The sequence below is a fragment of the Ruegeria sp. CJ6 genome (assembly GCF_056536665.1).
The window spans coordinates 158,144-174,945 of sequence record NZ_JBQFQB010000007.1 but is presented as its reverse complement, the minus strand read 5'-3'; the positions used below and the strand labels follow the sequence as shown (position 1 = coordinate 174,945).

The 16,802-nt window shown below is 57.9% G+C and carries 14 protein-coding genes; 12 read left to right on the top strand and 2 right to left on the bottom strand.

Translation table 11 applies throughout. The annotated features are described in order from the left end of the window. Positions 1-47: 47 nt before the first annotated feature. Both ggt and ACR0BT_RS18785 read left to right on the top strand, forming a co-directional pair. Complete coding sequence (ggt, locus tag ACR0BT_RS18790; protein ID WP_480562875.1) at positions 48-1,799, top strand: gamma-glutamyltransferase; 1,752 nt, start codon at positions 48-50, stop codon at positions 1,797-1,799. A gap of 86 nt (positions 1,800-1,885) precedes the next feature. After that, positions 1,886-3,091 (top strand): MFS transporter, encoded by a 1,206-nt coding sequence (locus ACR0BT_RS18785; protein WP_170407966.1) that lies wholly within the window; start codon positions 1,886-1,888, stop codon positions 3,089-3,091. Between the two features lie 59 nt (positions 3,092-3,150). Here ACR0BT_RS18785 and ACR0BT_RS18780 read toward each other — a convergent pair whose 3' ends face one another. Beyond that, complete coding sequence (locus ACR0BT_RS18780; protein WP_170609187.1) at positions 3,151-4,626, bottom strand: NAD-dependent succinate-semialdehyde dehydrogenase; 1,476 nt, start codon at positions 4,624-4,626, stop codon at positions 3,151-3,153. Between the two features lie 2 nt (positions 4,627-4,628). Continuing rightward, positions 4,629-5,906, bottom strand: coding sequence for a 4-aminobutyrate--2-oxoglutarate transaminase (locus tag ACR0BT_RS18775; protein ID WP_480763817.1), 1,278 nt, complete (start codon positions 5,904-5,906; stop codon positions 4,629-4,631). A gap of 149 nt (positions 5,907-6,055) precedes the next feature. On the opposite strand from ACR0BT_RS18775, the gene ACR0BT_RS18770 reads away from it, so the two are divergent. From ACR0BT_RS18770 to ACR0BT_RS18725, 10 genes are all read left to right on the top strand, one after another. After that, on the top strand, positions 6,056-6,622 hold the full coding sequence (locus ACR0BT_RS18770; RefSeq protein ID WP_480763816.1) for a cupin domain-containing protein: 567 nt from the start codon (positions 6,056-6,058) through the stop codon (positions 6,620-6,622). 137 nt (positions 6,623-6,759) lie between these two features. Continuing rightward, positions 6,760-7,233: a VOC family protein gene (locus ACR0BT_RS18765; protein ID WP_480763815.1), complete on the top strand. Its 474-nt coding sequence runs from the start codon at positions 6,760-6,762 to the stop codon at positions 7,231-7,233. Next, positions 7,230-7,580 carry a hypothetical protein gene (locus ACR0BT_RS18760; RefSeq protein WP_170397963.1) on the top strand — a complete coding sequence of 117 codons (351 nt, stop codon included), beginning with the start codon at positions 7,230-7,232 and terminating at the stop codon, positions 7,578-7,580. The genes ACR0BT_RS18765 and ACR0BT_RS18760 overlap by 4 nt, the downstream gene beginning before the upstream one ends. Positions 7,581-7,710: 130 nt before the next feature. Then, the gene (locus ACR0BT_RS18755) at positions 7,711-8,679 is read left to right on the top strand and encodes a carbon-nitrogen hydrolase family protein (protein ID WP_480763814.1); all 969 of its coding nucleotides are present in this window, start codon (positions 7,711-7,713) and stop codon (positions 8,677-8,679) included. Between the two features lie 42 nt (positions 8,680-8,721). Beyond that, complete coding sequence (locus ACR0BT_RS18750; RefSeq protein ID WP_480763813.1) at positions 8,722-11,454, top strand: aminotransferase class I/II-fold pyridoxal phosphate-dependent enzyme; 2,733 nt, start codon at positions 8,722-8,724, stop codon at positions 11,452-11,454. A 22-nt stretch (positions 11,455-11,476) separates the two neighbouring features. Beyond that, entirely contained in the window at positions 11,477-12,925 is a 1,449-nt protein-coding gene (locus ACR0BT_RS18745; protein ID WP_170407976.1) for a biotin carboxylase, read from the top strand. Between the two features lie 8 nt (positions 12,926-12,933). After that, a complete protein-coding gene (locus ACR0BT_RS18740) occupies positions 12,934-13,923 on the top strand; it encodes a C45 family autoproteolytic acyltransferase/hydolase (protein WP_480763812.1) in 990 nt (329 codons plus the stop codon). Positions 13,924-14,061: 138 nt separating this feature from the next. Continuing rightward, complete coding sequence (locus ACR0BT_RS18735) at positions 14,062-15,546, top strand: glycosyltransferase family 39 protein (RefSeq protein WP_170425430.1); 1,485 nt, start codon at positions 14,062-14,064, stop codon at positions 15,544-15,546. Between the two features lie 141 nt (positions 15,547-15,687). Then, positions 15,688-16,449, top strand: a complete 762-nt coding sequence (locus tag ACR0BT_RS18730; RefSeq protein WP_170425432.1) for a glycosyltransferase family 2 protein — start codon at positions 15,688-15,690, stop codon at positions 16,447-16,449. After that, positions 16,446-16,745, top strand: coding sequence for a lipid-A-disaccharide synthase N-terminal domain-containing protein (locus ACR0BT_RS18725; protein WP_039542759.1), 300 nt, complete (start codon positions 16,446-16,448; stop codon positions 16,743-16,745). Before ACR0BT_RS18730 ends, ACR0BT_RS18725 begins: the two co-directional genes overlap by 4 nt. Positions 16,746-16,802 lie beyond the last annotated feature (57 nt).

The window sequence follows — 16,802 nt, the reverse complement described above, 5'->3', positions numbered from 1 at the left end:
TTTGTTACTCAGTAGCCAATCTCGCAGATCCTTACCGGGAGATTTCTATGATGAAGACATTCATGAAAACCGGCGCCGTTCTGGCGTTGGGTGTTGTCGCTTGCGCGGCCAATGCGCAGGACCCTGCGCCGGAATATGGCTATGGTTGGGAGGACAAAAACTCGGTGACTGGCACCGAGTTCATGGTCTCGGCCGCCAATCCCATTGCTGCCAAAGCCGGATATGATGTGCTGGCCGCAGGTGGCACAGCCGCAGATGCGATGATTGCCGTGCAGCTGATGCTCAATCTGGTTGAACCGCAATCATCGGGCATCGGCGGTGGTGCGTTCATGCTGTATTGGGATGCGTCGGCTAAAACTCTGACCACCTTTGATGCGCGTGAAAAAGCCCCTGCGAAAGCCACGCCTGAACGGTTTCTGTTACCGGACGGTGAAAAGATGCCGTGGCCCGAAGCTGTTGTAGGCGGACAATCTGTTGGCGTTCCGGGCATTCTGCGCCTGATGGAAGTGACCCATAACCTCTATGGCAAGAAAGACTGGGCCTCGCTGTTCCAGTCTACCATCGATCAGGCCGAGCAGGGGTTTGAGGTTTCGCCCCGCATGGCAAACTCGATCCAAAGCACGATTGAACGTGAGCGCTCAGTCGGTGTGTTCCCGGCGGGCAAAGCGTATTTCTTCAACGAAGATGACACGCCGCTGCAGGCTGGAACCTTACTACGGAACCCCGAGTTTGCCGAAACCCTGCGCATTCTGGCCGATCAGGGTGCAGGCGCCTTCTATAGCGGCCCCATCGCCGAAGATATCGTGGCGGCAGTGGATGCCACATCCAAGGTGGAAAACAACATCACGCTTGAAGATCTGGCCGACTACCGCGTCAAAATCCGCCCCGCCGTCTGCGCCGATTATCGCGGCTACGATGTCTGCGGAATGGGTCCGCCAACCTCCGGCGGCCTGACCGTCGGGCAGATTCTGGGGATACTCAGCAACTTCGACCTCGAAGGCACTGGGTGGAACGCCGAGATGGCGCATCTCTATGCCGAGGCCGCCAAGCTGGCCTATGCCGACCGCGCGCTTTACATGGCCGACAGCGATTTTATCGATGTACCGGTCAAGGGTCTTCTGGACACGGACTATCTAAAGCTGCGCTCGGAGATGATCGACCCTGCTGCAGCCAGCGAGAAGCGTCAGGCAGGTGAGCCGCCACGTGATCACACCGCCCTGTTTGCGCCCTCGCAAAACCCGGATCGTCCCGGCACCAGCCATATCGTGATCCGAGATCAGTACGGCAACGCGCTGTCGATGACGACCACTATTGAGACCGCCTTTGGCAGCCGAGTTTTTGTGCGGGGTTTCTTGCTGAACAACGAGCTCACCGATTTCGACCGCGCACCAAAGGATGGCGACCGTCTGGTGGCCAACCGCGTTGAGGGTGGCAAACGCCCGCGCAGTTCGATGTCACCAACTATCGTGATGAAGGATGGTGAGCCCTATCTGCTGATCGGTTCACCCGGCGGTAGCCGCATTATCAACTATGTGGCCAAAACGATCATTGCGATCCTGGATTGGGAAATGGACCCGCAGGATGCCATCGAAACCGGGCATTTTGTGCATCGCAACGGGTCTGCGATGGATCTGGAGCAGGGAACATCCGCTGCCGAATTCGCTGATGCTCTGACAGCCAAGGGGCATGAGGTCAAACAGGTCGATCTCAACAGTGGGCTTCACGCCATCCTGATCAAGGATGGCCAGCTGATCGGAGCGGCTGATCCGCGCCGCGAAGGCGTGGCACTAGGCCAATAAAGGCGAACTGCAAAAGGGCTGTTGGACAATTGTACCACGCAGCCCTTTTCTCTTGCTTTAACAGCGTACTCGTCCGATAGGGCGGTATGTTCAAAAGCCGCGCGATAACCTTTATCCTGATCACGCTGATGATTGATGCCATCGGTATCGGCATCGTGTTCCCGATCATGCCCGACCTGATGGATCGCGTCGGTGCGGGCAATACCGGGCAGGGGGCTTTTTGGGGTGGGCTGCTGATGGCCGCCTATGCCGGGGCGCTGTTCCTGTGCGGACCTATCGTGGGTAGCATTTCGGATGCGGTTGGCCGCAGGCCGATCCTGATCGCAGCGCTGACCATGTTGGCGCTGGATTATGTGATCATGGCGCTGGCCGAAACGTTCTGGCTGCTTCTTCTGGGGCGAACGCTCGCGGGGCTTGCGGGGGCGACCTATATCACCGCAACGGCTTACATCGCTGACATATCCTCACCGACCGAGAAGGCGGCGAATTTCGGTCTGATCGGGGCGGCCTTCGGGATCGGCTTTGTCCTTGGCCCGGCCATCGGCGGCATCGCTGCCGGGATCAGCATCACTGCGCCGTTCTGGATTGCCGCGGTCTTGTCCGCCGCCAACGCCCTGTTCGGCGTATTCGTCCTGCCCGAAAGCCTGAAACCAGAAAAGCGCCGCCCCTTTGGCAAGCGTGACCTGAACCCGTTCAAATCGATCTTTGACGCCTTCCGCTTTCCGGGGCTGGCAGTGCCGCTGCTGTGCATTTTCATCTTTGAATTTGCCAACATGGTCTACCCCACCCTCTGGGCCTTCTGGATACGAGAGGTGTTTGGCTGGTCCACGCTGTATATCGGCCTGTCGCTGGCCGCATACGGCGTGCTGTTGGCCTTCGTCCAAGCCGGACTGATGCCGGTCTTCATTCGCTGGATCGGCGATTACCGGACCCTGCTGCTAGGGATGGTATCGGCATTGGTCGGAATGATCGGCTTTGGGTTTACCGTAACGGTTACGGCACTTGTCATCTTTATTCTGCTTGCCGCGCTGTCCGACCTCGTGCCTGCCTTGATCACGGCTATGGCCTCGAACCAGGCGGACGAAGACCGGCAGGGCGTGGTGCAGGGAGTCATCGCGTCACTGTCTTCTGTCGCTGCGGTTCTGTCGCCTTTGGTGATGACCGGCATCTTTCAGGCGTCGGTCGATGGCGAAGGCACTTATCTGCCCGGCGCACCGTTCTTTTTCTCGGCGGCTCTGGTCTTGGTGATGATGCCGTTGGTGTTCCGTCTGCGCGGGCACGCATCGGTCTGAAACGAAAAACGCACCCGCAGCGGACTGCGAGTGCGTTGAATTTTCAAGGCACGAGGCGCTTACTGAATTTCACCCATGCAGAGATATTTCATCTCAAGGAAATCCTCGATCCCGTATTTCGAACCCTCACGGCCCAGACCGGATTGTTTGACACCGCCGAACGGGGCGACTTCGGTCGAGATCAGGCCAGTGTTGATGCCCACCATGCCCGATTCCAGCGCCTCGGCCACACGCCAGACGCGCGCCAGATCGCGGCTGTAGAAATACGAGGCCAGGCCGAACTCGCTGTCATTGGCCATGCTGACGACGTCGTCTTCTTCCTCGAATTTGAACAGCGGAGCGACGGGGCCGAAGGTTTCGTCCTTTGCCACAACCATGTCGCGGGTTACGCCAGTCAGAACGGTGGGTTCAAAGAATGTCCCACCCAGATCCGAGCGTTTGCCGCCCAGCGTTACAGTCGCCCCTTTGGAAACCGCGTCCGATATATGTTCTTCAACTTTGTCGACTGCCGCCTGATTGATCAGGGGACCTGTGGTGATGCCGTCGCCAAAGCCGTCGCCGACATTCAAAGATTTTGTCTTCTCGGCCAGCTTGGCAGCAAACTCGTCATAGACGCCCGCCTGCACATAGATGCGGTTGGCACAGACGCAGGTCTGGCCATTGTTGCGGAACTTCGCGATCATTGCGCCATCCACGGCGGCATCCACGTCGGCATCGTCAAAGACGATGAATGGTGCGTTACCGCCCAGTTCCAGCGACATCTTCTTGATGGTGCCCGCCGCCTGACGCATCAGGATCTGTCCTACACGGGTCGAGCCGGTGAAGGTGATCTTGGCGACCTTGTCATTAGTGCAAAGCTCATTACCGACGCCCGAGCTGTCGGTGCCCGGGATCACGTTGAACACGCCCGCTGGTATACCCGCACGTTCACCCAAAACCGCCATCGCCGTCGCCGACAGCGGCGTCAGCGTCGCTGGGCGCGCCACAAAGGTACAGCCCACGGCCAGCGCTGGGCCAACTTTGCGCGCGATCATCGCGTTCGGGAAATTCCAAGGCGTGATTGATCCCACTACGCCCACGGGCTGCTTCAGCACCACGATGCGCTTGTCGCGCTGGTGGCCGGGGATGACGTCGCCGTATACACGCTTGGCCTCTTCCGAGAACCACTCGATAAAGGACGCGCCATATAGGATTTCACCGCGCGCCTCGGGCCAGGGTTTACCCATCTCGGCGGTCAGGATGGTTGCCAGATCGTCTGCGTTTTCGACCATCAGGTCGAACCATTTGCGCAGAATGGCGGCGCGTTCCTTGCCAGTCTGAGCAGCCCATTCCTTCTTCGCAGCGTAAGCTGCATCGATGGTCTGTGTTGTGCCTTCAATGCTGACATCTGTCACATTGGCGATCAGATCACCAGTTGCAGGGTTGTAGACAGGGAACGTTGCCTCACCTTCGACCCATTCACCGTTGATATAGGCGCGGGGTTCCAGAAGGCTGGGATCTTTCAGCTCCAGCTTGGTCACTTTGGTATCCAGCATGTTCAGGCTCCTTTGGCAGCGTCGATCGAGGCTTCGAGGATATCCATAGCCTCGGCGAAGATTTCGTCCTGCACCGTCAACGGCGCGAGGAAACGAATTACGTTTCCATATACGCCACATGTCAGCAGGATCAATCCACGCTTCAATGCCTCGACCCGTATGGCGTTTGCCATATCGGGGTTCGGGGCGCTGCCGTCTGTGGTGTTGAACTCGGCCGCAACCATGAGGCCCGGACCACGAATATCTACGATCTCGGGCATGCGGGAACGGATCGATTCCAGACGCTGTTTCAAGCGCGAGCCCAGCTCATTGGCGCGCGTGCACAGGTCTTCTTCCTCGATCACATCCATCACAGCATGGGCGGCGGCGATCCCCAGCGGGTTGCCGCCATAGGTTCCGCCCAAACCACCCGGGTGCGCGGCGTCCATCAGCTCGGCACGACCGGTGACGGCGGCCAGCGGCAGACCACCGGCCAGACCTTTGGCCATGGTGGTGATATCAGCAGAGACGTCATAAGCGTCCATCGCGAACAGGTTGCCGGTGCGGGCAAAGCCGGTCTGTACCTCATCGGCAATCAGAACGATGCCATGTTCGTCGCAAAGCGCGCGCAGACCACGCATCAACTCAGCCGGAGCGGGGTAGAAGCCACCTTCGCCCTGAACCGGTTCGATGATGATCGCGGCCACCCGGCCCGGATCAAGATCGGCCTTGAACAGTTTAGTCAAAGCACCCAGCGAATCTTCGGTCGAGGTGCCATGCAGATCGATCGGGAACGGGACGTGATAGGTATCGGGCATCATCGCGCCGAAGCCCGCTTTATAGGGCTGAACCTTGCCGGTCAGCGACATGCCCATGAAGGTGCGGCCGTGAAAAGCGCCGCCAAAGGCGACTACAGCCGGGCGGCCAGTGGCAGCACGCGCGATCTTGACGGCATTCTCGACCGCCTCGGCACCTGTAGTGACAAAGACGGTTTTCTTGGTGAAGTCGCCAGGCACCTTCTCGTTCAGGCGCTCGGCCAGGCGGATGTAGTTCTCATAAGGCAGAACCTGATGGCAGGTATGGGTGAAGTTCGCGGCCTGTTTCTGAACAGCCTCCATCACCTTGGGGTGGCAATGCCCGGTGTTCACAACGGCGATGCCTGCGGCGAAATCAATATAGCGTTTGCCTTCGACATCCCAGACCTCGGAATTCACGGCACGGTCCACATAGACTTGTGTCTGCATTCCCACGCCCTGCGCGATCGAGGTATTCCGGCGTTCAGCAATCTGAGCGTTCAGCATCTTGCGTCCTTTCCCGTTTCCGGGCGCGGTGCCCGTATGTTTGACTGCGCGACTGTAGTATCTGCGCCTGCAAGCGAAAGCCTGTTTCTTGTGATTCATAAGCCATTGATTTACCGTCCCGACAGGATCAAGTGTTGCGGATACTGAACATGAAGAACACCAGCCAAGAGGATTTGACCCTCGGATTGCGCCTGCGAACCTTGCGAGAGCGTGCAGGCTTATCTCAGCGGGCGCTGGCCAAGAAGTCGGATGTGCCGAACTCAACCATCTCGCTGATCGAGTCGGGCAAGATGAATCCATCGGTTGGTGCGTTACGGCGTATTCTGCAAGGCATACCGATTGGCATGTCCGATTTCTTTTCCTTCGAAATCGAACCTGAGCAGACCGTGTTTTACGCCTCAGAAGAACTTACTGAGATCGGAAAGGGTGGGCTGTCTCTGCGGCAGGTAGGATCAAACCTGCATGGTCGCGCGATGATGATCTTGCAGGAAACTTACGAGTTAGGGGCTGACACCGGTCGCGTGATGTACGGGCATGAGGCGGAAGAGGGCGGTATTGTCATCTCGGGTCGGGTGGAGGTGACCGTGGGCGATAAGCGCAAGGTACTGGGACCAGGCGATGCTTATTATTTCGACAGTCGCACCCCGCACCGGTTCAGGCAGATCGGCCCCGAAGTTTGCCGGGTCATCAGCGCCTGTACTCCGCCTACATTCTAAGCATTACGGCAGAAATTTCAGCACTATGCATCATAGTGTTGCAGTATCTCCTGGTTTGATCCACAGTATGATGCATAGTGCGGGAAATTCCTGCAGATAATCCAGGGTGTCCGCCGCCCAATTCAGAGAGTACCGGAATGAAAAAGAAACCTGCCACTCTGCCACGTGGCTATCGCACCTGCACCGCATCGCTTGCCGTCGCCGACGTCGATGCCGCGCTAACTTTCTACGAAAGTGCCTTTGATGCGAAGATACAGGCCTATGACGCGGAAGAGGCCCCCGGCTTTGCCTCGATCAAGATCGGTAACTCGATGCTGTTTGTCACCGCCGGATGGGGTGCGCACGGCCCCGCCGTTCCGGGCACAGTCACTCCGATTGGGCATCATATGTATGTCGAAGATGTGGACACTGCCCTTGCAGCCGCGTTGGAAAGCGGTGCCAGCCTGATCGCTGAGGCGGCGGACACCTATTGGGGTGAACGCTGCGCCACGATTGCCGATCCGTTCGGTCATGTCTGGACGTTGGCGACCCGCGTCGAAAACCTGAAGCCAGCGGATATCAGTGAACGGCGCAAAGCGCTGCTGGACGCGGCGCAGATCGAGGCTGCATGAACGACGCCCCCCTTCCCACATTCACGATCCGTCAAAACGATCTGGCCATTCTCGCGGCTGAGGGTCGCATCGGCGACTATCCGGTCGCCGTTCGCACGGCGCGTGAGGTGATCAGCGGCGGCTTTGCCAACCACTCGGCGCATCCCAATACCTGGACTGTATACTTTCTGGTCGATGGCCAATGGGCGCTGGTCGAATCCACGCGCGGGCTGCGGCGGGAGTGGTCCAGCCTTGATCGGCTCGAGAAATGGCTGCGCAGTTGCGGATTCCGGTTCTTCTGGGTTCGCAACGACATCGATTTTGTGGAACCGCAGGCAGAAGATACCGCCGAGGAAGCCGCAGTATGAGGGCAGTCGCCTCGGAAAACCATAGCCTGAGGACAGCAGGCTTGCGTGACCACACGGTTTTATGTTCCGATGAAGAACGCCGGATCAAATCGGCGGTCGCAATCGGCAAGAAAATGAGAAGAAACGAAAAATGACCCCTTTTGCGATAACCGGAATCCAGATGCATGTCGGTGCGTTGCAGTCGAATGTCGACGCGATGCTGCACCGGATCGACATTATGATGGCACGGTTCCCCTGGACCCAGATGGCCCTGTTCAGCGAACTGGCGCCTCATGGTCCGCTCGACCGGTTTGCCCAGCCCTTTCCCAATGACGACCTGTCGCGCTTTCAGGATGCCGCTCGGCGTTATGGGATTTGGCTGATCCCCGGTTCGATGTTCGAAAAACACGAAGATGGACGGATTTTCAACACCTCGGTGGTGATCAACCCCGAAGGTGAGATCGTCTCAAAATACTCCAAGATGTTCCCGTTCAAACCTTATGAAGAGAACATCGCCTCGGGTACCGAATTCAGCATCTTTGATGTGCCGGATGTGGGCCGGTTTGGCCTGTCGATCTGCTACGACATCTGGTTCCCCGAAACCACCCGCCACCTGACCAGCCAAGGGGTCGAGGTTCTGCTGCACCCGGTTCTGACCGGCACAACCGACCGCGAGGCCGAGCTGTCGATCGCCAAGGCGACCGCTGCGCAGTTCCAATGCTACGTGTTTGACGTGAACGGGCTGGCCGCCGGGGGCGTGGGCCGCTCACTGGTCGTTGATCCCTCGGCCACCGTGCTGCACCAGTCTGCGGGACAGGAGGATATCTTCCCTATCGAGATCGATCTTGATCAGGTCCGCCGCCAACGCGAGGTCGGACTGAAAGGTCTGGGGCAGGTTCTCAAAAGCTTCCGCGACCGCGAGGCGGAGTTCCCGGTCTATGACCGTACTAGCGGGGCGGATGCCTATCTGCACACGCTCGGCCCGCTGCGCATTCCGCAGAAAGGCGACGTTGCGGGCGTCGCTGCATCCGACCCCAGAACGGCGCTGGGATATACTGAAGACGCCGCGACCAAGCCCGACAATCTGTATCTCTACAAAGGGCGCTCTGGCACAGACTGATACCGGCTCAGCTTTTCGGTATCGGCAGAAAGGAAAAATTTCATGCACGGCATTTCCGATAGCGAAAAGCTCCACACTATCTCGGACTACTACAGCGCCTCACAATTGAGGGCAGACCGATGGAGCGCGCTGCGGGAAACGGCCGAGTCTCTGGATCAGGGCGGTAACGAAAAAGATCGGGACCGGGCACGGCAGTTGCTGCAGGCGCTGGCCCCGATCGAGATGTATTTCGCTTTTCCGGGCGGATCGGCGTTCGACTATCTGCGCCGTTTGCTGGACCATGGCAACTTTGGCGATTTCTCAACCGCCGTGCGCCGGGTGTCGCGGGCGCTGACCTCAGGGGCGTATCGTCGCCGCTCGATCCCGCTGATCGCGGATGAGACCGAGGTTGATGAGTTTGAGGACGAGTCCACCCAAAGCCATGAAGCCCGCGCGCTGGGCCGCCCATATTTCGAGGTGATGATCGTTGACAAGGTCAACGAACATCAGGAACGGTTCCTGCAAACCAGCCTGCAACGGATGCGCCGCAGCGAAGATCCGTTCATCTATGAAACCGTTGTGGTCCCCAGCGTCGAGGATGCTCTGATCGGGGTCCTGTTCAACCAGAATGTACAGGCGGTCATCGTTCGTCCGGGCCTTAGCCTGAAGTCTAAGAACGAAACCAATGTTTTGGGCCGCTATATCAGCCTCTATGGCGAGGGCGCCGATCTTGATGCGCTGTCCCCCTCGGAATACGGCCCTGAAACCTGCCGCAGGATCGGCATGCTGCGCCCCGAGCTGGACGCTTATCTAATCACCGACCGTTCGGCGGAAGATATTGCCGGTCTCGATCTGGGCCTGTGCCGGCGGGTGTTCTACAATCAGGAAGACTTTCTGGAATTGCACCTGAACATCCTGCGCGGAGTGCAGCGGCGCTATAAGACGCCGTTCTTCACGGCGCTCAAGGAATACTCAAAACAGCCCACGGGCGTGTTCCACGCAATGCCGATCAGCCGGGGTAAATCGATCAGTCGAAGCCACTGGATTCAGGACATGGGGGCGTTCTACGGATCAAATATCTTCATGGCGGAAACTTCGGCCACGTCTGGCGGGCTGGATTCGCTGCTGGAACCCAAAGGTCCGATCAAAGAGGCGCAGGAAGCCGCAGCCCGCGCATTCGGCTCTAAACAGACGTTTTTTGCGACTAACGGCACCTCGACCTGCAACAAAATCGTTGTGCAGGCGCTGGTACGGCCCGGAGATATCGTGCTGATCGACCGCGATTGCCACAAATCGCACCACTACGGCATGGTGCTGGCGGGGGCGAGCGTGGTCTATATGGACAGCTATCCGCTGCACGATTACTCGATGTACGGCGCGGTGCCGATCCGAGAGATCAAGCACAAGCTTTTGACCCTGAAGGCCGAAGGCAAGCTGGATCAGGTTCGTATGGTTCTGCTGACCAACTGCACATTCGACGGCATCGTCTACAACGTGCAGCGGGTGATGCAGGAATGTCTGGCGATCAAAAAGGACCTTGTGTTCCTATGGGATGAGGCGTGGTTCGGTTACGCGCGCTTTGCCCCGAATTCGCGCGTACGTACCGCGATGCGATCGGCCAATATCCTGCGCGAACAATTCCGCACCCCAGAACATGCCGAGGCTTATGCCAAACAGCAGGAGGAACTGAAGGGCGCGGATGATGAAACCCTTCTGAACACCCGCCTAATCGCACCGCCCGATGCACGCGTTAGGGTCTATGCCACGCAGTCGACGCATAAAACGCTAACTGCGCTGCGGCAGGGTTCGATGATCCATGTCAATGACCAGCAGTTCAAAGGTGCGGTCGAAGAGGCGTTTCACGAGGCCTATATGACCCACACCTCGACCTCTCCCAATTACCAGATCATCGCCTCATTGGATGTAGGCCGCAGACAGGTCGAGATCGAAGGGTACGAATTCGTCCAGCGGCAGGTCGAAAGCGCGATGGCAATTCGCCGGGCCGTGACGACCCATCCGCTGCTCAGAAAGTATTTCAAGCTGGTCACGGCGGGCGACATGATCCCCGAGCAATATCGCGAAAGCGGCATGACCAGCTATTTCGATCCCGATCAGGGATGGGCCGATGTTTGGGATTGCTGGGCCAAGGACGAGTTTGTTCTGGATGCCACCCGCATCACGCTGCATGTGGGCGCCACGGGCTGGGACGGCGATACGTTCAAGACCAAGATCCTGATGGATAAATACGGCATTCAGATCAACAAGACCTCACGTAATACCGTGCTGTTTATGACTAATATCGGCACCACGCGCAGCTCGGTCGCCTATCTGATCGAGGTGCTGGTCGAGATCGCCAAGGAGTTGGACGATCTGATGGACGATGCCTCGAAGATGGAAAAACGGGCCTTTGAAAAGCGCGTCAGGAATCTGAGCGAACACGTCCCACCTCTGCCCGATTTTAGTCGGTTCCACGATGCGTTCCGCTGTGAAGCAGGTACCGAAGCCGGTGACATCCGTACGGCGTTTTTCCTGTCCTATGACGAAGACAATTGCGACTACGTCGAGCCCGACAAGGAGATGTTGGAACGGCTCGAAGCCGGGGAAGAGATGGTCTCGGCCACCTTCGTGATTCCCTATCCGCCGGGTTTTCCCATTTTGGTACCAGGGCAGGTGATCAGCCCTGAAATTCTCAAATTCATGCAGGAACTGGACGTCTCGGAAATCCATGGGTTCCGTGCCGATCTGGGCCTGCGCATTTTTACCGAAGACGCTTTGAAATCAGTAAAGAACCCCTAAGGGGTCAGGGAGGACAACAATCATGCCAAAGAAGGTGCTGAAAAACATCTCGGAAATCCGCCGGTATTTCCATACCAACAAGGACCCGATCTATTTCGTATCGGCAACCAATTTCAACCTGTTGGGGCTGGATGAATGGGTGATGAACTTCACCTATATCTGCTACATGGATTGCTTTGACGGGCGACATCCGAACGTGTTTGTGCCTTCGGAAATGCCGCATGATGAGTTTCAGTCCATCGAAGACATCAACAATTATCTGCTGCAGCACAAAGAGGTCATCGACCTGGTCAAGCGGCGTGGTGGAAAGCCCAAGTTTGTCTTCCTGATGTTCGACGAGACGACCGAGAAGCTGGTCAAGGAGCTGGGCGGTCAGCTTTGGTTCCCCAAAGCCAAGCTGCGCACCAAATGTGACAACAAGATCGAAACTGTCCGTATCGGCAATAAGGCGGGTGTGCCTTCGGTGCCCAACACGCTGAGCGTTGTCAAAAGCTATGATCACCTGAAAAAGATCTGCGAAAAGGCCGGATTGGGGAATGATCTGGTGCTACAATCCGCCTTCGGCGACAGTGGCCATACGACGTTTTTCATCAAGTCCGAGGCCGATTTCAACAAGCACAAAGACGAGATCATCGGCGAAGGCGAGATCAAGATAATGAAGCGGATCGATTGCCGCGGGGCGGCGATCGAGGCTTGTGCGACCTCGGAGGGTACCATCGTTGGCCCGCTGATGACTGAGCTTGTGGGCTTCAAGGAACTCACGCCTTATCGCGGCGGCTGGTGCGGGAATGAGATTTTCTCAACCGCCTTTCCACCGAAAGCACGTGAACAGGCGCGGCAATTGACCTTCCAATTCGGGGAAGAGCTGCGCAAATCAGGCTATCGCGGCTATTTCGAACTCGACTTCCTGATCGATAAGAAAACCGACGAACTGTGGTTGGGCGAATTGAACCCCCGTATCACTGGCGCCAGCTCGATGACCAACCACGCGGCCTTTGCGCACGCTGATGCGCCACTGTTTCTGTTCCATCTACTTGAGTTTTCAAAGAAGCCCTTCGAGCTGGATGTCGAGGAACTGAATGCCCGCTGGGCGGATCCGGACATGATCGACAGCTGGTCGCAAATGGTAATCAAACACACCGATGACAGTGTCGACCGGATCACGCAGGCCCCACAGTCGGGCATCTACAAGATGCTGGAAGATGGCCGCGTCGTGTTCGACCGCTTCGACTATCACCGCCGCGCGGTGGGCGAGAACGAAGCGTTCTTCCTGCGTATCTCGAATGTCGGTGATTACCGCTATGAGGGTGCTGATCTGGGTATCCTCGTGACTCGCGGGCGGTCGATGACCAAGGGCTTCAAACTGACAGACAAATCGAAGAAGTGGATTCATGGGATCACTTCGGCTTATACGGCTGAACCGCTGCCCGCCGCACAACCGATGGAAGACCCCGCCTTCAAAATCATGTAGAAAGCCCCATGGCGCTTGTTTTTCGCTCAATTGACGAAGCGCAGCCCGGTCCCAAGCTGGCCGGGCTGTTTGCCGAATACTGGCCCGCCTACCGCAAATGGTGGGCGCAAGAGGGGTATTCGGCCCGCCCCACCTATCGCGAATGTCTACGCGCCCTGCAAAAACACATGCCCGAGATTCTGCCGCTGTACGAAGAGATCGTCGAACTGGTCGGCGGCAGCGACAGCCAGGCACGGTTTCTCAGCTTTTACTGCCCGCCGAAATATCTTTCGGGCTGCAGCCAGGCGATTTGGCGTGGCAAGACACCGTTTCTGGTGCGCAATTACGACTACCATCCAAAAACCTTTGACGCTGCTCTGCTGAAAACCCAATGGGGCGGGCGCGGGATCATCGGGATGAGCGACGGCGTTCTGGGTCTGCTTGATGGCATCAACGATGCCGGTCTGACGGTCTCGCTCACCTTTGGCGGGCGGCGCGAGGTCGGCGACGGCTTTGGCGTGCCGCTGATCCTGCGCTATGTCCTTCAAACCTGCGAGACCACTGCGCAAGCGGTTGACTGCCTGTGCCGCATCCCTTGTCATATGAGCTATAACGTCACCGTTCTGGATGCGAAACACAATCACAGCACGGTGTACCTTGCCCCGGACCGGCACCCGCAAATCTCGGACCAACCAGTGGCGACAAACCATCAGGGCCATGTCGAATGGTCCACCCATGCGCGCTTTACGGCCACCGTGGAACGCGAAAGGTTCTTGCTCAACCGTCTCAACCAGCACCCGGAAAGCGAGAAGCGGTTTATCGATGCGTTCCTGCGTCCGCCGCTTTATTCAACGGCTTTCAGATCAGGTTTCGGCACGCTCTATACTGCGGTCTATCGGCCTGCGAAGAAGCAGTTGCAACTGCTTTGGCCCGGTGCCAGCTGGGACTTGTCCTTCGATGGCTTCAAAGAGAGTGAGCTGAGCCTGATGTTGCCCGACGAGGCCGAGCCTGCAGTCTGACAAGCGCGGTCGCCCTTCTAAACTTCTTGCTCTTGGACGGGCGACGCAATAATGGGAGCGCGACGCGCGGCAGTTTCAAACAAGGCCCGGCGGTATCAACACCACATATTTCTATGACGCGATAGGACCACGGAAAGCATGACCGGTACCTCCCCAAATTGGCTAAGATTGCTTCCTTACTTCGTCACCGCATTGGTGATGGTCCTGGTCTGGTCCTGGTATCTGACTGATCTGGGTGTTGGGAACATCTATCACTACGATGAATTTTACACTTATGACCGCAGTACAGGCTTTGCGCGCAATGGGGACTGGCTGGCGGTTTATTCCAACAACGAACCTAGCCTAAAAAAACCGCCCATGCAGTATTGGATGTCTGCACTGCTGATGGAGTTTGGCGTATCTGATATTCTGGCCTTGCGCCTGCCGTCGATGATCTTTGCGCTGGGCGCGCTGATGGCAACGGCCGTACTGGCGCGGGTGATGATCCCGGACAGCCCCTGGGCCATGCTGCCTTCGGTCCTGCTGGTGGCCACGTCGCTTCAGTTCTGGCAACACGCCACATCCGCGATGCTTGATACCGGTGCGGTTTTCTTTTCGACCCTTGGAATTGCAGCCCTGTTGGCAGCGTTGGAAAAGCCGAAATACTGGCCTTATTTCGGCGCAACTCTGGTGTTGGCCGCCTTGCAGAAAAGCCCAACCCCGCTGGCCTTTCTGGCGCTGGCACTACTGACGCTGAAGTTGACCAACAGATGGCAGACGGAACCGTTCAGCGAGATCTGGCAGAACAGAACGTTTCGCCGGACGCTCAAGATTGCGATCCCGCTGGCCTTCGCCTGGCCGATCCTGCAAGAGCTTCGGTTCCTCTTTGGCGACTCGCTGGATGGCAACATCAAAGGCGAGATGCTGGATCGTTTTCGCCCATCGCTCAGCGATCGCGGCTTCGGGAAGCTCTATGATCTGATCATCGCGGGCGAGCCGTGGTTGCGGCTGCTGGGTTTTGTCGGCATCTGCGCTCTGCCATTTCTGCAAAAGCGGCCCAGACTTCTTGCTGCAACAGGGATAGCCGCATTTTTCGTCATCATGATGTGGGCCGCAGCCGGCAAGGTTTATGCACGCTACACCCTGCTGATCCTGCCGATGCTGATGGTCGCCGCAACCGGTTTGTTGTTTTCGGTCAAGCGCCTGCGCTGGGCCGGGATGGTGGCCGCGCTGGGTCTGGTCTTTGTTGCAGGCGGCCTGTTCTATGACCGCGATGCCACCGATCTGGGCAAGGGTCGCGTGCGTTTGGGCGTGCCCGAGGCCGAGATTCTGACCCCTTTGGGTGCAATGCTGCAGCCGGATGAAACCCTGCTGCTCTGCGCCTATGACCGCAAGTTGCGCGTACCACCCGGGGCCGCATCGGTCTTTGCTTCCAACGGTAGGCGCTTTGTCTATCTGAGACGGCTGGAGCTGCACAAATACCTCGACAGGTTCGGCTATACCACCGGCCCGCTGCGAGGGCTCTGTTCGGAGGGTGAGTTGTCTGAGCTGGCACCTGACCTGATCGGGCTCGAGACGCAGCCAACTGCGGTTGAGGGTTTGGTCTATTGGTCGGCAACCGGTGTCACGCCCGCCCCTGAATAGGAGACACGGTGCAATCCGCCCCATCGCTGAACAATGCCCCAACAAGTTGCGCAGATGTTGGCCTGCGATGCGGTGGCCACTTGAATTTTCGCCGTTGATCCCGCAAAAGCCCTGAGACTGAAACAAGTAAAGCTACCCACCATGCATGCTGATCATGATGCCAACGCTGACAATCGACCCACCGTGTCGATCGTGATTCCCATGCATAACGAGCAAGGGGCGGTTGCCGGTCTTATCCAGGGCATCTGCGCTGCTGCGGCCGAATTGCCCGCGTTCGAGATTGTCGCGGTTGATGATGGATCGACCGATGGCACTTTTGCGGCGCTGCAACAGATGCAGAAAGACTGTCCGCAACTGCGCATCCTGCAGCACCAAACGGCCGGTGGCCAAAGTGCTGCCGTGCATTCCGGCGTCAAGGAAGCACGCGCGGATATCTGCTGTACGCTGGATGGCGACGGACAGAACCCGCCGGAAGAGCTGCCAAAGATTTGGGCGCCGCTGGTGTCGGGTGGTGATACCTCGATCGGCCTGGTGGCGGGGCAACGGGTTGGCCGACAAGACACTGCGTCAAAGAAGCTTGCCTCGCGCTTTGCCAATGCACTGCGGGGCTGGATGCTGAAAGACGGCACACGTGACACCGGCTGCGGTTTCAAGGCGTTCCGACGGCAGGCTTTCCTCGATCTGCCCTTTTTCAATCATATGCACCGTTATCTGCCCGCCCTGTTTAAGGCCTATGGCTGGAATATCGCGCTGGTGGATGTGGCGCATCAGCAGCGTTTGTCGGGCGAATCCAAATACACCAATTTCGGGCGGGCCATGGTCGGCATCTGGGATCTGTTCGGCGTCGTCTGGCTGACCCGCCGCGCCAAATCCGTTTCCGCAACCGAGGCGTCCCGGTCATGAAAGAAACCATTCTGGAAATCCTGCACGTCGACAGCCCGACCGAGGCGCTCTGGGTCTTTATCGGTCTGGCCGGTCAGCTGATGTTCAGCGCCCGGTTTATCGTGCAATGGATCACGTCAGAGCGCGCCAAGAAATCCGTCATCCCGATGGCGTTCTGGTACCTTTCGATCGGCGGCGGGCTTATCCTGCTGAGCTATGCGATCTATCGCCGTGACCCGGTCTTTATTCTGGGTCAGTCGATGGGCCTGTCCATCTACCTGCGCAACATCTTCCTCATTCGCGCTGAAAACCGCTGATTGATCGTAACGCTTCTTTACGACCTGCCACCCATTACAAGTTTGTCGGTTGCACCC

What these genes read in the sequence shown, in the direction of transcription:
- ACR0BT_RS18785 (WP_170407966.1), top strand. Translation starts at nt 1,886, where the DNA reads ATGTTCAAAAGCCGCGCGATAACCTTTATCCTGATCACGCTGATGATT.
- ACR0BT_RS18745 (WP_170407976.1), top strand. Translation starts at nt 11,477, where the DNA reads ATGCCAAAGAAGGTGCTGAAAAACATCTCGGAAATCCGCCGGTATTTC.
- ACR0BT_RS18740 (WP_480763812.1), top strand. Translation starts at nt 12,934, where the DNA reads ATGGCGCTTGTTTTTCGCTCAATTGACGAAGCGCAGCCCGGTCCCAAG.
- ACR0BT_RS18730 (WP_170425432.1), top strand. Translation starts at nt 15,688, where the DNA reads ATGCATGCTGATCATGATGCCAACGCTGACAATCGACCCACCGTGTCG.
- ggt (WP_480562875.1), top strand. Translation starts at nt 48, where the DNA reads ATGATGAAGACATTCATGAAAACCGGCGCCGTTCTGGCGTTGGGTGTT.
- ACR0BT_RS18780 (WP_170609187.1), bottom strand. Translation starts at nt 4,626, where the DNA reads ATGCTGGATACCAAAGTGACCAAGCTGGAGCTGAAAGATCCCAGCCTT.
- ACR0BT_RS18765 (WP_480763815.1), top strand. Translation starts at nt 6,760, where the DNA reads ATGAAAAAGAAACCTGCCACTCTGCCACGTGGCTATCGCACCTGCACC.
- ACR0BT_RS18760 (WP_170397963.1), top strand. Translation starts at nt 7,230, where the DNA reads ATGAACGACGCCCCCCTTCCCACATTCACGATCCGTCAAAACGATCTG.
- ACR0BT_RS18770 (WP_480763816.1), top strand. Translation starts at nt 6,056, where the DNA reads ATGAAGAACACCAGCCAAGAGGATTTGACCCTCGGATTGCGCCTGCGA.
- ACR0BT_RS18755 (WP_480763814.1), top strand. Translation starts at nt 7,711, where the DNA reads ATGACCCCTTTTGCGATAACCGGAATCCAGATGCATGTCGGTGCGTTG.
- ACR0BT_RS18775 (WP_480763817.1), bottom strand. Translation starts at nt 5,906, where the DNA reads ATGCTGAACGCTCAGATTGCTGAACGCCGGAATACCTCGATCGCGCAG.
- ACR0BT_RS18750 (WP_480763813.1), top strand. Translation starts at nt 8,722, where the DNA reads ATGCACGGCATTTCCGATAGCGAAAAGCTCCACACTATCTCGGACTAC.
- ACR0BT_RS18725 (WP_039542759.1), top strand. Translation starts at nt 16,446, where the DNA reads ATGAAAGAAACCATTCTGGAAATCCTGCACGTCGACAGCCCGACCGAG.
- ACR0BT_RS18735 (WP_170425430.1), top strand. Translation starts at nt 14,062, where the DNA reads ATGACCGGTACCTCCCCAAATTGGCTAAGATTGCTTCCTTACTTCGTC.